The following is a 22,705-nucleotide window of genomic DNA, read 5'->3' as shown; positions in this document are numbered from 1 at the left end:
GTTCATGCAGGGATAAAAAAAAGGTGCGCCAACGCGCACCAGTTACTGCAAAATCAGCACCGTGGGGTAGCGATTACCCCTTGCCTTTTACACTGCTGATAAAGGTGGTTCGGGCGGAGGAGGATCCCAGTCGCTCGGCTTCATTCAGCAGTTTCAACGCCTTATCAATATCGCCCTTCGCCACAGCCTGTTTAATGGCCTGGTTGAAATACGCTTCGGTATCCGACAACACCGGCCCACTCTTCGCGGCAGGCGCAGGCGCTGCGGCTGGCGTCGCTGTGCTGGCCGGTGCGCTATATACCGGGGCGGTATTGCCGACGGTTACCGGCGCCGGGCCGGAAGAACCGAACAGCGGCCCAACCAGCACGCTGGAGCTGGTGTTGGTGCTCACCTTCAGCTTCAGGCGGCCGTCGGTGACGTGACGGGCGATAGGATCCGGAATATCCGGCACTGCGTTTCCGGCCCCTTTCGCGTAAGCCTTGGCCGGATCGATCTGAACGGTAGTCTGCTGTAGATCCCGGGCGGTGGTAAAGACCAGCACATAGAGCTGCTGCTGGCCCAGCGCCGGGGTGAGCTTAAGAGTGCCTTCCAGACGATCGGCGGACATTACTCCCGGCGCCTGGTAAGTAAAGTAACTGCTGGGGAAAAAGGCCGAAGGCGTCATATTCTGGTCAAGCACCAGCACGTTAGGCGCGAAAACCTGATTTTTATTGACTTCACTGGTCAGGGTAATGGTCAGCTCGCCAATATTGGCCGGTACGCTGTATGCCGCCACCGGGCCGCGAATATCGCCGACGTTCAGGCTCTGACCGCTGCTGGCAAGATCGGTAGTCCGGGTTTTGGACTGGTTAACCGGCGTCCAGTGTAGCTGGCGTAGCTGCTCGGCGGAGACACGCGGCGCCGCGGAAGTATCCTGGGGAACGATATTCACCTCAGCCAGACTCACCGCTGGCAGAGAGGCGAACAGACCTGCGCTCAGGCACAGGGCGACGAGACTTTTCTTCATTTTCATTGTTGTCACCTGAATTTAGGGAGAGCGGCGCAAAGGTAGCCAGGCAAAAGCGCTTTACGCCCGCGCAATTAAAGCAGAGGGGAGCATTGCTCCCCTCACTGGGCTGTTACCACCAGATTTCCATCTGGGCGCCGAAGGTAAACTCATCATCGTTACCGCGGCTGTTGGTGAAGATGCCATTGCCGGAAGTGTCACGCAGCGCGGCAGTGGTCAGGTTGTCGCCATCTTTTGCGTAACCCCATTTTTCATCCCACTTAGCGTAGGTGGCGAAGACGCGGATCGCCGGACGGGACCAGATGCTGTCGCCCGCCTGCCACTGCTGAGCCAGGGTGATTTTATACTGACCGTTACGGTCACCGGTCTGCTGGGATTTCACATTGTCGTAGCCCACTTCCAGCAGGGTGCTCATGATCGGAGTCCACTTGTACATCGGGCGTACGCCCACGGTCCACCAGTCATTACCACGGCTGTTGTCGAGGTCTGTTTTCTGGAACATCGCGACGTACATCAGATCCCAGTCGTCGGCCAGGGTCACCGCACCGTGATCCAGCACGCGCCACATCTTGCCGTCGTTATTAATGCTGGAACCGTTAGCCAGGCCTTTACCGTGAGAGCTCATGGCATCGGTGGCGTACTGCAGCACAAACTTGTTATAGCCCTTCAGAACGCTCTGGGTATGTTCGGCGGTGAACATCCAGCCATCTTTAGAGGCGCCATCTTCCAGGCGATAGCCGTCACGCGGGTTCGCACGGCCGTAATCCACGCCCAGCTCCAGCATGCCTCCCGGGTTGATTTCCATGCTCGACAGACGCACGTCGAAGGTGTCGTTAGCGGTACGCTCGGCGTAGTCGCGCTGACGCTCGCTGGTGTAGTTGTAAGAGCCGCCAGCCTCAGAGGCGCGAGTGGCGGCCAGAGAAAGCTTACCGAAGCCCAGATCGACGTTCTCAAGACCGGCGCCAGGGCCGGAGATATCCCAGTAGTAGAAGTCGATCATATGGACGTCGTGACGCTGATAGAAGCGCTTACCGGCCCAGATGGTGGAGCCCGGCAGCCATTCGATCAGGTTTTTACCCTGCACATTCACTTCACGGAAGGCCGGGCTGGTATCTTCCCAGTCGTTCTGCTGGTTGATGGAGTAAGCCACATTCGTGTCGAAATAGAAGCTCTTGCCGCCCTCTTTCCACACCTCCTGGCCCAGCTTTAATTCAGCGTAAGTTTCACATTCGTTACCCAGACGGTATTTGCTCTGTGCCCCGGTAGCCTGGAAGCACTGCTGTTCACCGCCGCTGCCGGTCCAGCCAATGCCGGAACGGGCGTAGCCGTGGAAGTCGACCGCCAGCGCCTGAGCGGACAGCATGCCGGCGGCGACAGCCATGGCCAGCGGAAGTTTGCGCAGTGTTATCATCGTTATTTCTCCTGAAATTGCTTTTATTGTGTAGGCGTACCCTTAAACGCCAGGCTCCTGATGCAACCGACGACAGGCAGTACCATCCTCACGGAACAGATGGCAGCGCTCCGGCGGCAGGCCGATGGCGAATGTCGCCCCCTCCTCGACCAGCACTACATCGTTCTGGCGGTACACCAGGTTCTGCTGGATGGCGGGGATCTGAATATGAATCTGGGTTTCGTAACCAAGCTGCTCCACCACCTGAATCTCACCTTCCAGGGTGACATCGGCGATTTCGCTGGGCAGAAGATGTTCAGGACGAATGCCTAAAGACATTCTGGCGCCGACCTGAACGCCAGCACTTTCGACCGGCAGCCAGATCTGCTGGCGGTTCGGCAGTTCCACCTGCACCTGGTCGATGGCGGTAGCGGTGACTTTTACCGGCAGGAAGTTCATCTTCGGCGAGCCGATAAAGCCCGCGACAAAGCGATCTGCCGGGTAGTGATAGAGTTCCAGGGGCTTGCCCACCTGGGCAACGCGTCCGGCGTCCAGTACCACGATTTTGTCGGCCAGGGTCATGGCCTCGACCTGATCGTGGGTGACGTAAATCATGGTGCGCTTCAGGCGCTTGTGCAGACGGGAGATCTCAATACGCATCTGCACGCGCAGGGCGGCATCCAGGTTGGAAAGAGGCTCATCGAGCAGGAACACGTTAGGCTCGGCCACCAGGGTTCGGCCAATGGCCACGCGCTGGCGCTGACCGCCGGAAAGCGCTTTGGGGCGGCGGTCCAGCAGGTGGGCCAGTTGCAGCACTTCGGCCACCTGGGTTACGCGCTGATTCATCACCGCTTTCTTCGCCCCGGCCAGCTTCAGGCCGAACGACATATTTTCCGCCACGCTCAGATGCGGGTAGAGCGCATAGGACTGAAAGACCATTCCCACGCCGCGCTGGGCGGGCGGCACATCATTCATTCGGGTTTCGCCAATAAACAGATCGCCGCTGGTGATGGTTTCCAGCCCGGCAATCATGCGCAGCAGCGTCGATTTTCCGCAGCCCGACGGCCCGACAAAGACCACGAATTCCCCTTCGGTGATGTCGAGGTTAATGTCCTTCGACACCACCACATCGCCCCAGGCTTTGGTGACATTCCGTAGCTGTACGCTCGCCATGCACTTCTCCCTCATTACAACGGACCGTCCACGGACGGATATTTTCGATGTCGGGACTATGGCGGATTGCCGCAAATGGGGAATCCTCCGCCCTGATGCTTTTTTGTGGGGGAGGAGATGGGAGGATGAGGGAATGGGCCTCGGGCGGTGATGCGCGGCGGCGGCGCCATTTTCGTGATCCAGTGACCATTCCTGGCCGCCTTTTTATGTGCGCCAGCACACATTAATGGCATTTATGTTACCGGGATCACATCTGGAGGGGGTGGGGCGTAGGGGGTGGGAGGATGAGAAGCGCTTGCCCGCGACGCAGACTGGGTGCCGTACTCTATATACCTTCAAAAGGACGGGACTATGAAAATCAAAACCGGCGCTCGCCTTCTCGCGCTTTCCGCGCTGACAACGGTGATGTTCTCCGCCTCCGCGTTTGCCAAAATCGAAGAAGGCAAACTGGTCATCTGGATTAACGGCGACAAAGGCTATAACGGCCTGGCCGAGGTGGGTAAGAAATTCGAAAAAGACACCGGCATTAAGGTGAGCGTTGAACACCCGGACAAACTGGAAGAGAAATACCCCCAGGTCGCCGCCACCGGCGATGGCCCGGATATCATTTTCTGGGCCCATGACCGTTTTGGCGGCTACGCTCAGTCCGGCCTGCTGGCCGAAATCACCCCGGATAAAGCCTTCCAGGATAAAGTCTACGACTTCACCTGGGACGCCGTGCGCTACAACGGCAAGCTAATTGCCTACCCCATCGCAGTGGAAGCGCTGTCGCTGATTTACAACAAAGATCTGGTCCCGAATCCGCCGAAGAGCTGGGAAGAGATCCCGGCGCTGGATAAAGAACTGCGCGCCAAAGGCAAGAGCGCCATCATGTTCAACCTCCAGGAGCCCTACTTCACCTGGCCGCTGATCGCCGCCGACGGCGGATACGCCTTTAAAGCGGAAAACGGCAGCTATGACGTGAAGAACGTTGGCGTCAACAATGCCGGTTCCAAAGCGGGCCTGGGCTTCCTGGTCAACATGATCAAGAACAAGCAGATGAACGCCGATACCGACTACTCCATTGCCGAAGCGGCCTTTAACAAAGGCAACACCGCCATGACCATTAACGGTCCCTGGGCATGGGCCAATATCGACAAGAGCAAGGTGAACTACGGCGTCACCACGCTGCCAACCTTTAACGGCAAACCTTCTAAGCCCTTCTCCGGGATACTGAGCGCCGGTATCAATGCCGCCAGCCCGAATAAAGAGCTGGCGAAGGAGTTCCTTGAGAACTACCTGATGACCGATGACGGTCTGGATGCCGTGAACAAAGATAAACCGCTGGGCGCCGTAGCGCTGAAATCCTACCAGGAGAAGCTGGAAAAAGATCCGCGCATCGCGGCCACCATGCAGAATGCCCGCAACGGTGAAATCATGCCTAACATCCCGCAGATGTCCGCCTTCTGGTACGCCACGCGTACCGCGGTCATCAACGCCATTACCGGCCGTCAGAGCGTCGATGCCGCCCTGAACGACGCCCAGGAGCGAATCACCAAGTAAGCCAGGAGCGGCCCTGCTCTACGGGAGCGGGGCCGCAGAGCATCCCGTTACAGAGGAATGACCCCATGGATGTCGTTAAAAAGTCTTTCTGGCAGAGCGATGCGCTCAGGTGGCTGTCTATCGCCGCGCTGGGCCTGCTGTCAGGTTATCTTGTGGTTTTGATGTACGCCCAGGGGGAGTACCTGTTCGCCATACTGACGCTGGTGCTTTGCTCAGTTGGCCTCTATATTTTCGCTAACCGCCGCGCCTACGCTTGGCGTTACGTTTACCCGGGGCTGGCCGGTATGGGGCTGTTCGTCCTGTTCCCGCTGATCGCCACTATCGCCATCGCCTTTACCAACTACAGCAGCACCAACCAGCTCACCTTCGAGCGCGCCCAACAGGTGTTGATGGACCGCACTTACCAGGCGGGCAAGGCGCTTAATTTCGGTCTCTACCCTCAGCAGGATAAATGGCGTCTGGCCCTGAGCGACGGCGACCAGCACTATATTTCCGAGCCGTTCACCTTTGGCGGCGAACAGACGCTTGAGATGCACGCGACAGGGGCCCTACCGGAAAGCGAGCGCGCCACCCTGCGCGTGATTACCCAGAACCGCCAGGCGCTGGGCGCTATCACCGCCGTACTGCCGGATGAAAGCAAACTGGTGATGAGTTCCCTGCGTCAGTTTTCCGGTACCCGGGCGCTCTACACCCTGGCCGATGACGGCACGCTGACCAACAATCAAAGCGGCGTGAACTACCGACCGAACGACCATATCGGCTTCTATGAATCGGTCAATGACGACGGTAGCTGGGCCGGCGAGCAGCTCAGCCCCGGCTACACCGTCACCATTGGCTGGGATAACTTCACCCGGGTCTTTACCGATGACGGGATCCAGAAACCCTTCTTCGCTATCTTCGTCTGGACCGTAGTCTTCTCGGTGCTGACGGTAATTCTGACCGTCGCCGTAGGTATGGTGCTGGCCTGCCTGGTACAATGGGAATCCCTGAAGGGCAAGGCTATCTATCGGGTACTGCTGATTCTGCCCTACGCCGTTCCGTCGTTTATCTCGATTCTGATCTTCAAGGGGCTGTTCAACCAGAGCTTCGGTGAGATCAACATGATGCTTAACGCGCTGTTCGGCATTAATCCGGCCTGGTTCACCGACCCGAATACGGCACGCGCTATGCTGATTATCGTCAATACCTGGCTGGGCTACCCCTACATGATGATCCTGTGCATGGGGCTGCTCAAGGCGATTCCTGACGATCTCTACGAAGCTTCGGCCATGGACGGCGCCGGTCCGTTCCAGAACTTCTTCCGCATCACGCTGCCGCTGCTGCTTAAACCGCTAACGCCGCTGATGATCGCCAGCTTCGCCTTTAACTTTAACAACTTCGTTCTGATTCAACTGCTGACCAACGGCGGGCCGGACAGGCTGGGCACCACCACGCCTGCGGGTTACACCGACCTGCTGGTGAGCTACACCTACCGTATCGCCTTTGAAGGGGGCGGCGGTCAGGACTTCGGCCTGGCGGCGGCTATCGCCACGCTGATATTCCTGCTGGTGGGGGCGCTCGCCATCGTGAATCTGAAAGCCACGCGCATGAAGTTTGACTAAGGGAGAACAAACACATGGCTATGGTCCAACCCAAATCTCAAAAATGGCGACTGTTCGGTACTCACCTGCTGCTGCTGCTATTTATCGCGGCGATTATGTTCCCGCTGCTGATGGTCATTACCATTTCACTGCGCCCGGGTAATTTCGCCACCGGTAGTCTGATTCCCGATCAGATCTCCTGGGAACACTGGCGACTGGCGCTGGGCTTTAGCGTGGAGCACGCCGACGGCCGCGTGACGCCACCGCCCTTCCCGGTGTTGCTGTGGCTGTGGAACTCGGTCAAGGTAGCGGGAATTACCGCGCTGGGCATTGTGACGCTGTCTACCACCTGCGCTTACGCCTTTGCCCGTATGCGTTTCCCGGGTAAGGCGACGCTGCTGAAAGGGATGCTGATTTTCCAGATGTTCCCGGCGGTACTGTCACTGGTGGCGCTGTACGCTCTGTTCGACAGACTGGGCCAGTACATTCCGATGATTGGTCTGAATACTCACGGCGGGGTGATCTTCGCCTACCTGGGCGGCATTGCGCTGCACGTCTGGACCATCAAGGGCTACTTTGAAACCATCGACAGTTCGCTGGAAGAAGCGGCGGCGCTGGATGGCGCCACGCCGTGGCAGGCCTTCCGTCTGGTACTGCTGCCGCTGTCGGTGCCGATTCTGGCGGTGGTCTTTATTCTGTCGTTTATCGCCGCGATTACCGAAGTGCCGGTGGCCTCGCTACTGCTGCGCGACGTGAACAGTTACACCCTGGCGGTGGGCATGCAGCAATATCTGAACCCGCAGAACTATCTGTGGGGCGATTTTGCGGCGGCGGCGGTGCTGTCAGCGATCCCTATCACCGTGGTCTTCCTGTTGGCCCAGCGTTGGCTGGTTAGCGGCCTGACGGCGGGCGGGGTTAAAGGGTAACGCCTCATCATTTTTCCTGTGGCTCTCCCGGCGCTTTTTACCCTGTGCAGCGCCGGGCAGAGAAAAAGGCAATGTCACTGCCTCCCTCGTTTCAATGTGCTTTTAGCGGCCCACAGGCCGCTTTTTTTTACCTGTAATAAATTATCAGCGATGCGCTGTATTTCTGCGCTTTGAATCTGTCTCGCAATATTTAGATGAGATTTCAGTGTTATTTTATTGACGGAGAAATATGATTGCGGTGGTGCTTTATTCATGAGGAATATACCGCGCTGGCGAAGGTTCCGTTCACTTTAAGGTGATTTCTCTTATGTTGGTTTCGGAACCGGTGAACGGGTCAGGGTGGCTCAATCGCCACCACCCTGACAACCCGGGCTCCCCGGCGGTAACTCCAGTTTCATACCAATTCACGATGAACCTTTTCATGGTTCACGAAAAGCTTTACGAGCGGGATCGGGGAACGCAGATATGAGCCTGGCCTATGAACAAACCCTGTGCTACATCCGTTGTTTTGTTAACGCTGCACAGCAGGGATGCACCATGAAAAAAACAGATTCACCAGTTCCGCATGATGGCCTGTTTAAAACCTTTCTGGGCCATACCGATACCGCCCGGGATTTTCTGGAGATCTATCTGCCGCCGGAGCTGCGCAAGATATGCTGTCTGAATACGCTACAACTGGAGTCCGGCTCCTTTATTGAAGAAGATCTCCGTACTTATTTCGCCGATGTGCTCTGGTCTTTGAAAACCACAACGGGCGAGGCCTATATTTACACGCTGCTTGAACACCAGAGCAGCCCGGATCGTCATATGGCCTTTCGGCTGATGAGATATGCGATAGCCGTGATGCAGCGCCATCTGGATAAAGGACACGCGCAACTGCCGCTGGTGGTCCCTTTCCTGTTTTGCCACGGGCGCGCCACGCCGTGGTCAGGGACGCTGAACTGGCTGGAATTGTTTAATGACCCGGAAGTGGCGCATCAACTCTATACCCATCCCTTTCCGTTAATTGATGTTGGCCTGCTGGAGGATAACGACATCATGAAACATCGCCGTATGGCGATGCTGGAGCTGGTCCTAAAACACATCCGCACCCGCGATCTGGTGGCGTTTATGGAACCACTGGTCACGCTAATACTTGCGGGATACACTACGGAAAGCCAACTGGGGAAAGCCAACTGGCCACGTTAATGAACTGGATGTTACAGACCGGCGATTCGGCCCAACCACAAGTGTTTCTCAGGGAGATGGCCCAACAGTCGCCGCACTATAAGGAACTTTTTATGACTGCCGCACAAAGACTGGAACAGCAGGGAATAGAGAAGGGTATCGAGACGGGGCGCCGGGAAGGCATCAGACTGGGGGAACAAAAAGCGAAACAGGAGGTTGCCCGCAGCCTGCTGAAAATGGGGCTCCCCGTGCAGTCAGTGATAGAGGCCACCGGACTTTCTGAAAGCGCTGTTGCACAGCTCGCATCCTGAAGCGTGCAGCAATGAGTAAGCCACCGTGATTGATGACGGTGGCTTTTTTATGGTTTATCGTCTGGAAACTTACAGCGTTCAACAACAGTGCTGAAAACGGACGGAACAGCCATATTCCGCCAAATTCATCGTTAAAAGACTCACACCAGAAGATGAAACAGCACCGCAAACAGAACAATATTCGCCAGCACAATAGCCCAACCGTTATACAGCATATATTTCAGATGGGTGGACTGCGCCAGCCCCATCTGACCAAACATATCCGATGACGGAAACGGCCCAAACCAGTCCACCTGACTCGACGCCAGCAATACAGCAGTGGTTCCCTGGGGCGGCACCCCGGCGGCCATCAGCATCGGGCCGAAGATCTTATGGGTAAAGGTCATCTGCGCTACCGCGGCACCGGGAACGTGGCCGACGATATTAAAGGCGAAGATAAAGAAGCACAGCCAGGCAGGGGAAATACCTTCCAGCAGCGGCTGGGTGTAGCTCAGCAGCCCCTGGTAGGCGTTCAGACCATCCATCAGCTCCAGAATCGGGTTATACAGCCAGTACAGAAGAAACATCCATACCAGCCGCCCGCAGCCGTGATAGAGCGCCTGTAAAATCGCCGACGGCCCCAGTCCACCCACCAGCCCGGTGATTAACGCCACCAGCAGCATCACGATAATCGCGAAGCTGAAGCCCGCCTGAATCACCACGCCAACAACCGCCATCACGATAATAGTAGCGGCAAAGGCCAGGGCGCTCAGGCGACTGAGCCGCCGCCGGGCCGGGCTCTGTTCGCTCTCCTCACTACCGGAGAAATCGACCTCGTAGCGCAGTTTTCCTGCGGTCATCTTCTGAATCTGGCCCGCCATCAGCCAGCCGGTCAGCAGCGTCACGGCGCTCATCGGCAGCCCCACGCAGAGCAGATATCCGGGATAGCTCAACCCGCCCAGCTTAAGGATAGTCACGGTACTCGGAGTAAAAGGGCCGGTAAACAGTCCTACCGAACCGGCGGTCATCATCAACGCTGCCACCGTCGGCGGCGTCAGGCCCACCGCCGCCGCTACCGGAATAATGACCGCCACGATAATGGCATTACCGCCAGCCATGGTGCCCAGCGCGCCGCAGATCAGCACCGACGACGCCATAATGCCAAGCTTAACCCGGGTCTGGCTCGAAAGACCTATCCGGTGCACCACAAACTTCACCAGTTCCACCGCAGCGCCGGTTCGGGTCGCCACCTCCCCCACTCCGGCACCTAGCATAATAATAAGCCCCACGGTAGCGATAAAAGAGCCGGTGGACTTTGCCAGCATGACGCCCATTTCCGGCAGGCCGGTGGAGGTCATGATCATGGCGATCGCTATCGACGAGATCACCGCCAGCACGATATCCATTCCCGCCAGGGTCAGCAGCGCCAGGGCGACAATAGGGGTAAATCCCAGCAGCCCCAGCTCATGGCCGGGATGGGCCCGGCACCAGATGGCGGTCACAACAAACAGCGTCAGCAGCAAACCGGTAATAATATTTTTGCGGGTGAGGTTTCGCCCGGCAGGTGGGCTGCCAGGAAGCGTTGAGTCACTCATAAGGTTCCTTAAATGCCAAATCAATGCCTGCTCAGAACTTATCTTCCCTCGTTATCGTTATGGGTGAGGGTAATGGGTACAGCGGGTGGTGTTCTGAGAATCATGGGCGCCGCCTGAGCAGCAACTCAGCAGTAAAAGTAAATATTTTGCTGATTGGTTATTAAACTTATGTTAATTTTTGGACCGCCAAAAATGATTTTTTGTCTGCTGCCTATAACCCAGAGTTAACTCCTGATGAAGCTGCGCCACCTGGAAATCTTCTACGCCGTGATGACCTGCGGTTCACTTTCACGGGCGGCGGAATCGCTGAATATTTCCCAGCCCGCCGCCAGTAAGGCCCTGAAAAGCGCCGAACAAAAACTGGGCTTCCCGCTGTTTCAGCGGGTGCGCGGCAAGCTGCTGCCCAGCAGCGAAGCGCTGACGCTGTTCGAAAAGGCCCAAACGGTCTACCGGGATCTGGATAACCTGCGGCTACTGGCGGACAATCTGGCCCGGGACCCGCGGGCCAAAATCGCGCTGGGCTGCCTGCCAAGTCTGGGCCTGAGCCTGGTGCCAGGAATCGTCACCGACTTCTACCAGCAGAACGCTAATCTGGTGATGACGCTGAGTACCGATCATACTGAGACGCTTGTCAAAAAACTGGACCTGCGGGAGATCGATCTGGCGCTCACTTTTCAGCCTATCCAGCAGGGCGAGATTACCGCTACCGCTATCGCCCGGGCGCCGCTGGTGTACATTGACCGGGACTATCGCCAGGGAGCGGTCACCATGGAAGAGATAGACCAGCAGCGCTGGATCTACCCCGGCGCTCATTCGCTCTCGGCCGCCATTGCCGCTCGCCGCAACTTTGCCACTACTCGCCTGAACGTACAGACCTACTACATGGCCACCGAATTTGTGAAGCGCGGCATGGGATGCAGCATTACCGATATCTTTTCCGCCCGTCACAACCTGGCGCCGCAGATGATCCACCCGATTACCCCGCCGCTGATGATTAACCTGTGCCTGCTGCGCCGGGCAGATGTCTCCCTGAGCCCAATTACCCAAAAATTTGTCGATTTTCTCTGCCAGCGGCTGCGCGATCAGCTTCAGGAAATTAACCTGGAGTTATACCCCGAAAATAAAAATTCAATTGCGCAGTACGGGTAAATGCTTTGACATAAATACCGCATTCATTAGCGGAAGTGTCAGGGTATGAATAAGCGTATTGTAGTGGTGGGCGGCGGCGTCATTGGATTAGCGACGGCCTGGGTGTTAATTAAAAGCGGACATCAGGTTCAGTTGCTGGAGCGTAATGCCCTGCCCGCTCGGGCAACCAGCTTCGCCAACGGCGGCCAGCTCAGCTATCGCTATGTGGCCCCCCTTGCCGACCGCGGCGTGCCGTTACAGGGCATAAAATGGATGGGTAAAGCCGACTCGCCGCTTAACCTGCGCCTGAGAATGTCACCCGATCAGTGGTGCTGGCTGCTGCAATTTCTGCGGGCCTGCCGCCGTCAGACCAATAAAATCAACGGCGCCCATATACTGCGTCTGGCGCTGCTCAGCCGCCAGATAATGCAGGAGTGGCGCGATGAGGATACTCTGGCGGACTTCGACTGGCGGCGCTCGGGAAAATTAATTATTCACCGTCAGGATGATTCCCTGAATAAAGCGGTGCAGGGTATCGATCCTCAGTTTCAGCAGCATCTTAGTCACGATGACTGTATTAAGCTGGAGCCAGCCCTTGCCCATATCGGCAAACAGATTCGCGGTGGTATCTATTCGCCGGAAGATGAAACCGCAGACTGTTATAAATTCTGCCAGGCGCTGCTCGAAAAACTGACCCACAGCGCCAGCTTTACCCTGACCACCCGCTGTGAAGTACAGGGGATGAAGCGCCAGGGGGAGAGGATTCGCGCGCTGGAAACCAGCCAGGGCACGATTGGCGGCGATGAATTCGTGGTGGCGGCCGGTAACGGCAGCGGCGCGCTGCTGGGTAATGCCGGAATACGGGTGCCGCTGTGCGGACTGAAGGGCTACAGTCTGACGCTGCCTTATCCGCAGCGACCCGGCCTGGCGCCTGACGTCAGCGTGACCGATTATGGTCATAAGGTGGTCTACGCCCGGCTGGGTGACAGGCTGCGCATCGCCGCCATGGTCGACATCGGTTACGATGGCGATGAAATCCGCCCGGCGCGTATCCAGGCGCTGAAACGCATTGTCGCCGCCAGCTTCCCTGACTTACAGGGGCTGGATCAGGCCGAAATCTGGACCGGCATGCGGCCTTCCACACCGGCAGGTCCGCCGATGCTGGGGCGCGCCGGTTATCAAAATCTGTGGATGAACCTTGGTCAGGGCAGCCTGGGCTTTACGCTCGCCGCCGCAAGCGCGACGGTGCTTGGCTCGCTGATCCATGGCGAAGCGCCATCCATCTCTGTACAAGGCCTTACATGGGAGCCATAACATGAAAATAACCCGCAACAATCCCCAGCCGCGACTTTCCGCCAGCGTTAGCTGGGGCGAACTGATTTTTCTGTCAGGCCAGACGCCGAAAAGCAGCGAACAAGACATCACCCTGCAAACCCGGGAAGTGCTGGAGAAGATCGATAGCCTGCTGAGCGAAGCGGGCAGCGATAACCGCCATATTCTTTCCGCTCAGGTATGGCTGAAGAATATGTCCCGCGATTTCGCTGCCTTTAACGACGCCTGGGTCGCCTGGCTACCGGAAGGTCACAGCCCTGCCCGCGCCGCAGTTCAGGCGGAAATGGCGCGTGCGGATATTCTGGTTGAAGTGATGATTACGGCGGTGAAAGCCTGATTTTCACCCTAAGCCCCCTCCTGACAGATGGGAGAGGGGCCTCCTTCTTTATCACTCAAAGCGATAACTTAACGTCATCCCTACCCCATAGTTGCGGCCGGGAGCCGGTTCAAAATAACGACCGTTGCTCTCGTTAACGATAACCGAGCCGACATAGTCGCGATCGAACAGGTTATCGACCCGCCCCCAGACATCCAGCAGCCAGTTATCCTTCACGAATTTATAGCCGGTATTCAGCCCCACGGTGGTGTAGCCCGGCGCCGAGGCGCTATTAGCGTCGTTGGCCTGAATACGGCTCAGATAGCGTACTTCGCCGCCCGCGTACCAGCCCTGTTCCGGCAACCAGCCCAGCGAAGCGTAAAGGCTGTTACGGGCGATTCCCGGCATTCGGTTGCCGCTTTTGATATTGGCGCCTGCGTCCTCACGGTAGGTGGCATCCAGCAGCGTCCAGGCAAGCTTCGTGCGCCAGCTATCCATAAACTGCTGATCCCAGGCCAGCTCCACGCCGCGGCGCCGGGTTTTGCCCGCGTTCTGATAGCTGGTGCGCCCGTTATTACTGCTGGCGACCACAATCTCGTCGCTGGTATTGGTTTCAAACAGCGCGGCGCTAATCAGCCCGTTGCCTACCCGCATCTTACTGCCCACTTCTACCGTATTACTGGTGGAAGGCTTCAGTTTAAAGTTCAGGCCGCTCTGGCCATCGTTACGGTATGAAAGTTCGTTGATGGTCGGCGTTTCATAGCCGCGCCCAACGGAGGTATAGACATTCCAGGCGTCGGTCAGCGTGTACTTCAGCGCCGCGGCGGGCAGCCATTTGTGATAGCTGGCCTCGCCGCTGTCGTCGCCGTTGCCCGGCACCACATAGTGGTCGTTAGAGTCGAACCAGATGGAGCTGTAACGCACCCCGGCGTCCAGCGTCAGGCGCTCGGTTAGCTGCCACGAGGTCTGTAAGTAGGGGTCGACGTTCCACATCAGGTTGCGCTCTTTGCGGCGCAGATCGCCCTTCTCCCCCAGGGTGTAGTGGCCGTTGCTGTAGATAAAGTTTTCATAGCCCCGGCGCTGCTCGGTCATGGTTTCGTAATCGATACCAGCGGTAAACGATACCGGCAGCGGCCCTTCGGTCATGCGGTGAGTCCAGCGGGTATCGATGCCCTGATAATGGCGGGTCAGATCGATAACGCCCCCGGCGTGCTGGCGGCTACGTTGCTGAACAAAATACGGGATAGACTGATACTGCACGGTTTCGCGCATCCCGGCCCAGGCCGTCATGCTGAAGTCGTCATTATCGGTAACGGCACGCTGATAGCGCAGGCCAAGCTGGGACTGGCTGACGGTTTTACGGGTGTTGTACTGCTCGGCTCGCGGCGCCTGATGCGGATCGCTGCGCCACTCTTCCCGCGTCAGCCCACCCGGGTCGTTAGCTTTAATATTGACGCTGTTAAAGCTCAGGGTCAGACTGCTGCGATCGTCAATATTGACCCCCAGCTTCGCATTGGTCAGATCGCGGTGAGCGCTGCTGTGGTCGCGAAAGCCGTGGGTGGAAAAACGCGAGGTGGTGAGATCGTAGTTGAGATCGCCAGGCGCATCGCCTTCCCCCGTCGCACCACTCAGCCGGACGCCGCTGCGCCAACTGCCATAGCTGCCGTAATAGTTGCTGGTGGAAAGCGTGGTCGGCTGGCGACCGCGTTCGGTGGTGATATTAATCACACCGCCGGAGGCATTGCCGTATAACGCGGAAAAGGGGCCGCGCAATACTTCAATGCTTTCCACCGAACTTAAATCCACGTTAGAGATCTGGCTCTGGCCGTCAGGCATGGTGGAAGGAATGCCGTCCTGATAGATGCGGATACCGCGTACCCCAAAGGTGGAGCGGGAGCCAAAGCCGCGCAGGGAAAGCTGGAGATCCTGAGCATAGTTCTGACGGTTTTGGATCTGTAATCCGGGCACGTCGCTCAGCCCTTCCGAGAGGTTGACCTGCGGCCTGGCCTGGCGCAGGTCGTCGCCATAGTCGACGCTCACCGCACCCGGTGCCGTAAGCGGCGAGAGCCCACGGTCCGGCGCCGCTGTCACTACCATGGTTTGTTCTTTCTCAACACCATTAGCCGCCTGAACGGCGGTAGCGGGAGCCAGTATCAGCGGCATGCCGACGAGTATTTTTTTCATAGTGCTATCCGTAACGCGAAAAGTGTTCGTCCTGAAATAAGGAAACGATAAAAGCAAAAGCGTAATCACAGAGTACCGGGCATTCCCGATAACTGTATAGTCCAATATCAGGATTCCGCTCACATTGGTTGGCCCCCGATCTCGTAAAAGAGGGCATCGATGAAAAACCGGCCATTCAGGAATGCAGTTCAGCGACCGTCATAGTGAAAACCAGCCGCTCGCCGTGACGGTTTTCATAGGCGTGGGCCACATCGGTTCTGGCAACCGCAGAGCAACCGGCTGCTACGCTAAGTTCTCTGTCGCCGAGGCTCAGCGTCAGGATTCCCTCTTCAACGTGCAGCAGCTCAAACGTCCCCTGAGGGTGACCGGGCGAGCTGAAGGCTTCGTCCGTAAACATCTCCCAGCGCCACAGCTCAATCATATTCGGCCCGCTGGTACCAGCCAGTAGTCGGGCGGAGCCCCCCTGTTCGCCGCGCCACAGCGTTGGGATCTCCCCGGCCTCAATCAGGTACGCCGCTGGCGTGCTGGTCACGTTCACCACATCGGCCACCGACAGCCCTAGCGCCGCCGCCACCTTACACAGAATGGCGATGCTCGGATTGGCGCTGCCCTTCTCGATTTCCACCAGCATCCCTTTACTGACGCCTGCGCGTCTTGAAAGCTCATCCAGCGACAGCCGCTGCGCCTTGCGGGTGTTTTTTATCCGCAGCGAAACCGCTTCGCTGACGCGTTCAATATCGGCACCCGAATCGGTCGATTTATTGACTTTTTTGGTCATCGGTCATTACCATGGTATAAAACAGTCAATACAGGATTATCATATGCTTTGCGTAACCCCGTCAATCGACCCGAAAATCGCCACTCTGGCCCCCGGCTTTCGGGCGCTCAGCATCGCGGTAACTGCCGCCCCTGTCGAGAATCCGCATGTCGGCCAGCAGGCGCTGAATCACGCCTGCGCCGTGGCTGCCAAGGGTGGCGCCCCCTGGGCACAGGCGCATCTGGCCGCCTGGGACGAGGTCTTTAAAGCCTTTGGCGCCAAACCCAAACGCACGCCCTGCTCCGCCGCAGCGTTATTAAAACGCGTTCAGCGCGACGGCATCCTGCCCGCCATCGATCCGGTGGTCGATCTCTATAACGCCATCAGTATTGAATACGCTATTCCGGTCGGCGGGGAAAATATTGCAGCTTACGTGGGCGAACCGCGACTGAAGATCGCTAACGGCACCGAGCTTTTCGACACCGTGAAAGAGGGCGAATTGTCGCACGAGCTACCGGAACCCGGCGAAGTGGTATGGTGCGACGATAAAGGCGTCACCTGCCGACGCTGGAACTGGCGTCAGGGCGTCAGAACCCGCCTGTGCGCCGATGACGAACGTATGTGGTTTATTCTGGAAAGCCTGCCGGAGATGCCGCTGGACGCCCTGCAGGAAGCGGGAGACAAACTGTGCGAGGGGCTGATACGGATGATGCCCGGCGCCAGCATCAGTAAAACCTTGATCGGCGTTCAGGCATAAAGGCTACCCGGCTGGCACACTGGATCTTTATGTACGACAAATTGTGTCGTTCACGCATTAAGGAACAAAATATGACCCTGTTTCTCAGCAGCTTTATCTTCGACAAAGGGGAGTACGACGACGACTTTTACCGTCTCGATGGCTGGATTGAAAACTTCACCAAAACCCTGACTGATTTTATCGGTATGGAAAGCTATACCGATACCGCCAGCGGCCGCATCATCAATAACTATTACTGGCGCAGCCGGGAAGCCATGGAAATCCTGATGACCAACGTTGAGCATCAGAAGGCAAAACAGCAGAACGGGCGCTGGCTGGAAGGTTACCAGGTGATCATTGCGCAGATAGAAGGCGCCCATAACCATCATCTTTCTCATCCTCTGGCGAATTATCCGCTACGCTATAGCGGTATTCCTGAAACTTCGGGGCAATAAATCCTCCCCCGATTCCGGAGGTTGAGTGTCGATTTTTACCGGCCTGAGCGCCTTTCCGTTAACCCCCCTGCGCGACGGGCTCCCTGATCAAGCCGCGTTTGTCGGCCTGATTGCGCGGTTACGCCGCGCCGGGGTCGATTCCATCAGCATACTGGGCTCCACCGGCTGTGCCCCTTACTTAAGCCAGCAGGAACGCGCTGAAGTTACCCGGTGGGCGATAGCCGCCGCCGAAGGTATTCCGGTGATCGTTGGTATTAGCGCCCTGAGCACCCGGGAAGTCGTCCAGTTGGCCCGGGATGCCGAACAGGCAGGGGCCAGCGGAGTGCTGCTGGCTCCCTTCTCTTACCAGCCGTTAACGGAAGAGGAGGTGTTTCATCTGTATGAGACGGTCACCCACCAGAGCTCCCTGCCGCTATGCGTCTATGACAATCCCAGAGTCACCCGCTTCGAGTTTAGCGACGCCCTGTACGCCCGCATTGCCGAGCTGCCGGGCGTGGCGTCATTTAAAATTCCGGGAGGCCCCGCCAACCCTAATGCCGCCAGGGAACGGGTCGAGAAACTGCGCGCGCTACTGCCCGCTCATATCACTCAGGGCGTTAGCGGCGATGCCTGCGCCGCCACCGGTCTGAATGCCGGATGCGACGCCTGGTATTCAGTGATCGGCGGGCTGTTTCCGGATCAGGCGCTGGAGATAACCCGTGCCGAACCGCCCGGGGCCATCGCCCTTTCAGAGAGGCTGACGCCGCTATGGGCGCTGTTTACCCGCTTTGGAAGCCTGCGCTGCATCGCCAGCGCTGCCGAAATTCTGGGGCTGGCGGCCCCCCCCTGCTTACCGGCCCCACTGCGGGCGCTGGAAGGGGAAGCGCGCCAGGAGCTGGCTGAAGTTCTGAAACGGCTGGGACTGGCATAATCTCCGTTTAACGCAGCGCGCTGCGTAACAGATGAAAACACTGTTCAATCAGCGGCGGCAGCGGTTGTGAATGACGCAACAGCGCCACGGTGCGGGTCAGTTCTGGCTGTTGCAACTGCACCACCCTGAGCTTAGGGTCGTTAAGATGCGTGGTGTAAAGGTGAGGCAGAATGGCGACGGCCAGTCGTGAACGCACCAGCCCGTACAGCGTTTCGATGTAATCCACCCGGTAGCGCACCGCCAGGGTCAGGCGTTGACTCTCGACCAGCGATGCCACCAGACGATGACCGTTGCCGGTTGAGAACATCGCGATATCGCGCGCGCCAAGCTGTTTCCAGGGAAGGTGCACCGACTGGGACAGCGGATCGTCGCGGTGCAGCACCGCGACAAAGGGATCCTCACGCAGCGGAAAAGCGTTGAGCGCAGCCGGCACCGTGCTATCCAGCGCGCCGACGCCAAAATCCACCCGTCCGTGTTGCAGACTCTCCATAAGCGCATCATTCGCGCGATCCAGAAACTCTACTCGCAGCCGCGGAAACACCTGAGTCAGGCGCTGCGGAATAACGGGAAACAGCAGTGAACTGACTGACGGAATCAGGCCGATCCGTACCGTACCATCGCCGCCGGCTTCCACCACCTGCTGCATATCGTGAAACCCCATCTGCGCCGCGCCAAGCACCCGCCGGGCATGAGGTAAAATCGCCATACCCAGTTCGGTCAACGATACCGCCGACGCCGTGCGGTTAACCAGCTTTCCGCCGAGTACGTTTTCAATCTGACGCAACGCGCTGCTCAAAGCGGGCTGGCTAATCGCCAGCCGACTGGCGGTATCGGTAAAATGGCGCAACTCGGCCAGCGTCACAAAGTACTGGATTTGCTTAAGCGAAAGCGCGGGCAGGCGCTGCCAGGGTTCTGTCATGGGGCGATTCCGGTGTCATTTTTATCCAGCATAACGTTTTGTTATCGGCCGATAAATTTATTCAGCTGGGCAAACGATTGCGCTGCTTTTAAAGTAGCGACTCTGTCCGTTTTTGCCGGGAACCTTTATGCCCACCTCAGTTGAAACCCGCCGCCGGGCTGTACAGGCGGCTCGTGGCGAAATCGCCTTCGATCTGTTACTGACCGACGCTCAGATCGTCGACATGGCCACCGGCGAAACGCGTCCGGCTGATATCGGCATCGTCGGCGAACTTATCGCCAGCGTCCACCCTCCCGGCAGCCGTCATGATGCGCATCAAACCCATACTCTTTCCGGCGCCTGGATTACTCCCGGACTGATAGACACCCATGTGCATCTGGAAAGTTCCCACCTGCCGCCGGCGCGCTACGCCGAAATCGTCGTGGCTCAGGGAACCACAGCTGTATTCTGGGATCCTCACGAACTGGCGAATGTGCTGGGCATCGAAGGGGTCCGCTATGCCGTCGAATCCAGCCGCAACCTGCCACTGCAGGTAATGGTGGCCGCGCCTTCCAGCGTGCCGTCCACACCCGGGCTGGAGTGCTCCGGGGCGGAATTTTCCGGCAAAGAGATGCAGACCATGCTCGCCTGGGATGAAGTGCGCGGCGTCGCGGAAGTCATGGATATGCATGGCATTCTGCACGGCAGTGAGCGGATGCAGGATATTCTGGAGGCCGGACTACGTAGCGGTAAATTGATTGAAGGGCACGCCCGGGGCCTGAGCGGCCAGGATCTCCAGGCCTATCTGGCGGCTGGCGTAACCTCGGATCATGAACTCACATCTGGCGCGGACGCGCTGGAAAAGCTGCGCGCCGGGCTGACCCTGGAGATACGCGGTTCGCATCCCTATCTGCTGCCGGAAATTGTGGCGGCGCTGAAAACGCTGCCGCATCTCTCTTCCCAGATAACCCTGTGTACCGACGATGTACCGCCGGACATCCTGCTGGAAAAAGGCGGTATCGTTGCACTCCTTAATCTGTTAATCGAACACGGGCTACCAGCCGTGGATGCGTTACGTTTCGCCACGCTCAACGCCGCCATCCGCCTGCAGCGTAACGATCTCGGCCTGATTGCCGCCGGTCGGCGCGCCGACCTGGTGGTTTTCGACTCTCTGGATCAACTCCAGGCACAGCGCGTCTATGTGGCAGGTCGTCAGGTCGCGCAGCACGGCGTCATGATGGAATCGGTAACTGGCGCGCAAACAGCGCCGCCACGCGATACCCTGCGCCTGGCCCCGCTAGCGCCCGGGGATTTCACCCTGCGTATCGGAAATATTCAGCACGGCGAGGCGCGACTGCGCCATATTTGCGGCGCGCGCTTTACCCGGTGGGGAGAAGCAGAGGTATTGATCCGTAACGGCTGCGTGCAACTGCCTGACGGATTTAGCTTTATCTGGGTTCAACACCGCCACGGCCGCCACGACGCAAAGCCGCAAATAGCGCTACTGGAAGGCTGGGGCGAGCTGCGCGGCGCCATCGCCACCAGCTATTCGCACGATTCTCACAACCTGGTCGTGCTAGGCCGCTGCCCACATGATATGGCGCTGGCCGCCAATACCCTTATCGCCAGCGGCGGCGGCATGGCGCTTACGCAAAACGGCTCGCTTATCGCTCATGTGGCCATGCCGATAGCCGGAATGCTTTCCGACAGCCCCCCTGCCGAACTGGCCGCCGCCTTCCGCGAACTGCGCGAGCGTAGTGCCGATATTGCCGACTGGGAACCCCCATACCGGGTATTTAAAGCGATCGAAGGCACCTGTCTGGCCTGTAACGCCGGCCCACATCTGACCGATTTAGGATTAACCGACGGCGCCACCCGCCAGATTGTCGATCCTGTCATTGACTGTCGGGAAACACCGACTGACGCACAACAACAAGATGATAGCCCAGGAGAGCCAAATAATGGCCAATACCACTGTTAACTCGCCCGCACCGGCCAACTGGCTGGAGCGGCGCTTTGCGCTGTATACTCGCGGCAGCAGCGTACGTACCGAATGTCTGGCCGGCATTACCGGCTTTCTTGCCGCTGCTTATCTACTGGTGGTGATCCCCAGCCTGCTGGCCAGCGGCGGTATGGATAAAAGCGCCGCCACCACAGGAACCATCGTGGTATTCGTTATCGGTTCGCTGCTGATGGCCTTCTACGCCAACCTGCCGTTTATCGTCGGACCGGGAATCGGCGGATCGGTGCTGGTCGGCGTCACTCTTTCGGACAGCGCCGGCATCGGCTGGCAAATCGGCCTCGGCATCGCCTGCTGGTCAGGGATTCTCTTCTTCCTGCTGACCAAATTCGGGCTGCGTGAAGTCGTGACCCGCTCGGTTCCCCAGTCGATCAAACTGGGCCTGACCGCTTCCATCGGCCTGTTCGTTGCGGTGTTGGGATTTCGTAACGCCGGGCTGGTGCTGGCTAACGTTAAAACCAACGCGCTGATGCTGGGCGACTTCCTGTCGCCCGGCGCGCTGGTGGCGCTGAGTGGCCTGTTTCTGGCCATTGCACTACAGGCGCGTCGGGTGCCGGGCGCCATTTTATGGGCCATTCTGTTCGCCACCCTGGTCGGCGTACCGGCAGGCGTTACCCAACTTCCGGCCAGCTTTATCGACCTGCCGCATCCCATTACGCCGGTGCTGGGCGAGATTGACCTGACAGGCGCGCTGAACATTGCCTTTCTGCCTTTTTTATTCGTCTTTTTCGCGTCAGAATTTTTCTCCACTATGGGGACAACGCTGGCGGTAGGCGGTGAGGCCGGACTGCTGGATGACGAAGGCAATATGCCGCATATCAATCGCCCGTTTATGGTGGATTCTATCGCCGCCGCGCTGGGGCCATGGGTCGGCATTCCGGCTGCGACCGCGTTGATTGAATCTTCGGCGGCGGCGGAAGCAGGCGGCAAAACCGGGCTGACCGCCCTGGCGGCGGCGACCATGTTCCTGCTGATGCTGCTGTTCACGCCAGTGGCGCTGATGATCCCTAAAGAAGCCACAGCGCCAGCGCTGATTTTGATTGGTCTGAATATGTTTAGCGGCCTGCGTAAAGTCGAACTTGGCAACTTTACCGATGGGCTGCCGGTACTGATGATGGTGATGATTACCCTTATCGCCAACAGTTTCGGTACCGGTATCGCCGGTGGGCTACTGTTCTATATCGCCATTAAAGCCGTTGCGGGCAAATGGCGCGACATTCCGGTGGGACTGTGGATATTGGCGATTCCGCTGATTTATTACTTTGCCACGCTGGTAAGACACTGACAGCCTCTTTCGTCT

18 protein-coding genes and 1 pseudogene are annotated in these 22,705 nt (G+C 58.1%); 12 read left to right on the top strand and 7 right to left on the bottom strand.

Annotated elements, in window-relative coordinates:
• Positions 1-73: 73 nt before the first annotated feature.
• From malM to malK, 3 genes are all read right to left on the bottom strand, one after another.
• Positions 74-1,012, bottom strand: coding sequence for a maltose operon protein MalM (gene malM / locus FEM41_RS12335; RefSeq protein ID WP_138096258.1), 939 nt, complete (start codon positions 1,010-1,012; stop codon positions 74-76).
• A gap of 106 nt (positions 1,013-1,118) precedes the next feature.
• Entirely contained in the window at positions 1,119-2,417 is a 1,299-nt protein-coding gene (locus FEM41_RS12330) for a maltoporin (RefSeq protein ID WP_138096257.1), read from the bottom strand.
• A 42-nt stretch (positions 2,418-2,459) separates the two neighbouring features.
• Entirely contained in the window at positions 2,460-3,569 is a 1,110-nt protein-coding gene (gene malK, locus FEM41_RS12325) for a maltose/maltodextrin ABC transporter ATP-binding protein MalK (protein ID WP_138096256.1), read from the bottom strand.
• A gap of 351 nt (positions 3,570-3,920) precedes the next feature.
• Here malK and malE point away from each other — a divergent pair, with 351 nt between their 5' ends.
• The 4 genes and pseudogenes from malE (at position 3,921) to FEM41_RS12305 (ending at position 9,095) form a co-directional block, all read left to right on the top strand.
• Positions 3,921-5,111 carry a maltose/maltodextrin ABC transporter substrate-binding protein MalE gene (gene malE / locus FEM41_RS12320; protein ID WP_138096255.1) on the top strand — a complete coding sequence of 397 codons (1,191 nt, stop codon included), beginning with the start codon at positions 3,921-3,923 and terminating at the stop codon, positions 5,109-5,111.
• A 65-nt stretch (positions 5,112-5,176) separates the two neighbouring features.
• Positions 5,177-6,712, top strand: a complete 1,536-nt coding sequence (gene malF, locus FEM41_RS12315) for a maltose ABC transporter permease MalF (RefSeq protein WP_138096254.1) — start codon at positions 5,177-5,179, stop codon at positions 6,710-6,712.
• Between the two features lie 14 nt (positions 6,713-6,726).
• Positions 6,727-7,617, top strand: coding sequence for a maltose ABC transporter permease MalG (malG, locus tag FEM41_RS12310; protein ID WP_138096253.1), 891 nt, complete (start codon positions 6,727-6,729; stop codon positions 7,615-7,617).
• 537 nt (positions 7,618-8,154) lie between these two features.
• Positions 8,155-9,095, top strand: a pseudogene (locus FEM41_RS12305) (Rpn family recombination-promoting nuclease/putative transposase).
• Between the two features lie 140 nt (positions 9,096-9,235).
• Here FEM41_RS12305 and FEM41_RS12300 read toward each other — a convergent pair.
• On the bottom strand, positions 9,236-10,669 hold the full coding sequence (locus FEM41_RS12300) for a gluconate:proton symporter (protein ID WP_138096252.1): 1,434 nt from the start codon (positions 10,667-10,669) through the stop codon (positions 9,236-9,238).
• Positions 10,670-10,903: 234 nt separating this feature from the next.
• Here FEM41_RS12300 and admX point away from each other — a divergent pair, with 234 nt between their 5' ends.
• From admX to FEM41_RS12285, 3 genes are read left to right on the top strand one after another with little or no spacing between them, the layout of a single operon-like run.
• A complete protein-coding gene (gene admX / locus FEM41_RS12295) occupies positions 10,904-11,818 on the top strand; it encodes an HTH-type transcriptional regulator AdmX (RefSeq protein ID WP_138096251.1) in 915 nt (304 codons plus the stop codon).
• A gap of 45 nt (positions 11,819-11,863) precedes the next feature.
• Positions 11,864-13,111: a D-amino acid dehydrogenase gene (locus FEM41_RS12290; protein ID WP_138096250.1), complete on the top strand. Its 1,248-nt coding sequence runs from the start codon at positions 11,864-11,866 to the stop codon at positions 13,109-13,111.
• Position 13,112: 1 nt separating this feature from the next.
• A complete protein-coding gene (locus FEM41_RS12285; RefSeq protein ID WP_138096249.1) occupies positions 13,113-13,466 on the top strand; it encodes a RidA family protein in 354 nt (117 codons plus the stop codon).
• A 51-nt stretch (positions 13,467-13,517) separates the two neighbouring features.
• Here FEM41_RS12285 and pqqU read toward each other — a convergent pair whose 3' ends face one another.
• Both pqqU and FEM41_RS12275 read right to left on the bottom strand, forming a co-directional pair.
• Positions 13,518-15,629 carry a TonB-dependent receptor PqqU gene (gene pqqU / locus FEM41_RS12280; protein ID WP_138096248.1) on the bottom strand — a complete coding sequence of 704 codons (2,112 nt, stop codon included), beginning with the start codon at positions 15,627-15,629 and terminating at the stop codon, positions 13,518-13,520.
• A 175-nt stretch (positions 15,630-15,804) separates the two neighbouring features.
• Entirely contained in the window at positions 15,805-16,407 is a 603-nt protein-coding gene (locus FEM41_RS12275; RefSeq protein WP_138096247.1) for a helix-turn-helix domain-containing protein, read from the bottom strand.
• 43 nt (positions 16,408-16,450) lie between these two features.
• Between FEM41_RS12275 and FEM41_RS12270 the strand changes: the two genes are divergently transcribed.
• The 3 genes from FEM41_RS12270 to FEM41_RS12260 all read left to right on the top strand — a co-directional run bounded on the left by FEM41_RS12270 (position 16,451) and on the right by FEM41_RS12260 (position 18,487).
• Positions 16,451-17,143 (top strand): B3/B4 domain-containing protein, encoded by a 693-nt coding sequence (locus FEM41_RS12270; protein ID WP_138096246.1) that lies wholly within the window; start codon positions 16,451-16,453, stop codon positions 17,141-17,143.
• A gap of 71 nt (positions 17,144-17,214) precedes the next feature.
• Entirely contained in the window at positions 17,215-17,577 is a 363-nt protein-coding gene (locus FEM41_RS12265; RefSeq protein ID WP_138096245.1) for an antibiotic biosynthesis monooxygenase family protein, read from the top strand.
• A gap of 31 nt (positions 17,578-17,608) precedes the next feature.
• Positions 17,609-18,487, top strand: coding sequence for a dihydrodipicolinate synthase family protein (locus tag FEM41_RS12260; protein WP_138099178.1), 879 nt, complete (start codon positions 17,609-17,611; stop codon positions 18,485-18,487).
• A 7-nt stretch (positions 18,488-18,494) separates the two neighbouring features.
• Here the strand turns inward: FEM41_RS12260 and FEM41_RS12255 are convergent, their stop codons facing one another.
• Positions 18,495-19,406 (bottom strand): LysR family transcriptional regulator, encoded by a 912-nt coding sequence (locus tag FEM41_RS12255; protein WP_138096244.1) that lies wholly within the window; start codon positions 19,404-19,406, stop codon positions 18,495-18,497.
• Between the two features lie 127 nt (positions 19,407-19,533).
• On the opposite strand from FEM41_RS12255, the gene FEM41_RS12250 reads away from it, so the two are divergent.
• Both FEM41_RS12250 and FEM41_RS12245 read left to right on the top strand, forming a co-directional pair.
• Positions 19,534-21,366, top strand: coding sequence for an adenine deaminase (locus FEM41_RS12250; RefSeq protein ID WP_138096243.1), 1,833 nt, complete (start codon positions 19,534-19,536; stop codon positions 21,364-21,366).
• On the top strand, positions 21,347-22,690 hold the full coding sequence (locus FEM41_RS12245) for an NCS2 family permease (protein ID WP_138096242.1): 1,344 nt from the start codon (positions 21,347-21,349) through the stop codon (positions 22,688-22,690). Before FEM41_RS12250 ends, FEM41_RS12245 begins: the two co-directional genes overlap by 20 nt.
• Positions 22,691-22,705: the final 15 nt, after the last annotated feature.

It is taken from the genome of Jejubacter calystegiae (genome assembly GCF_005671395.1).
GTDB lineage: Bacteria > Pseudomonadota > Gammaproteobacteria > Enterobacterales > Enterobacteriaceae > Jejubacter > Jejubacter calystegiae.
The sequence above is the reverse complement of the archived record's forward strand: the minus strand, read 5'-3'. Positions and strand labels throughout refer to the sequence as shown.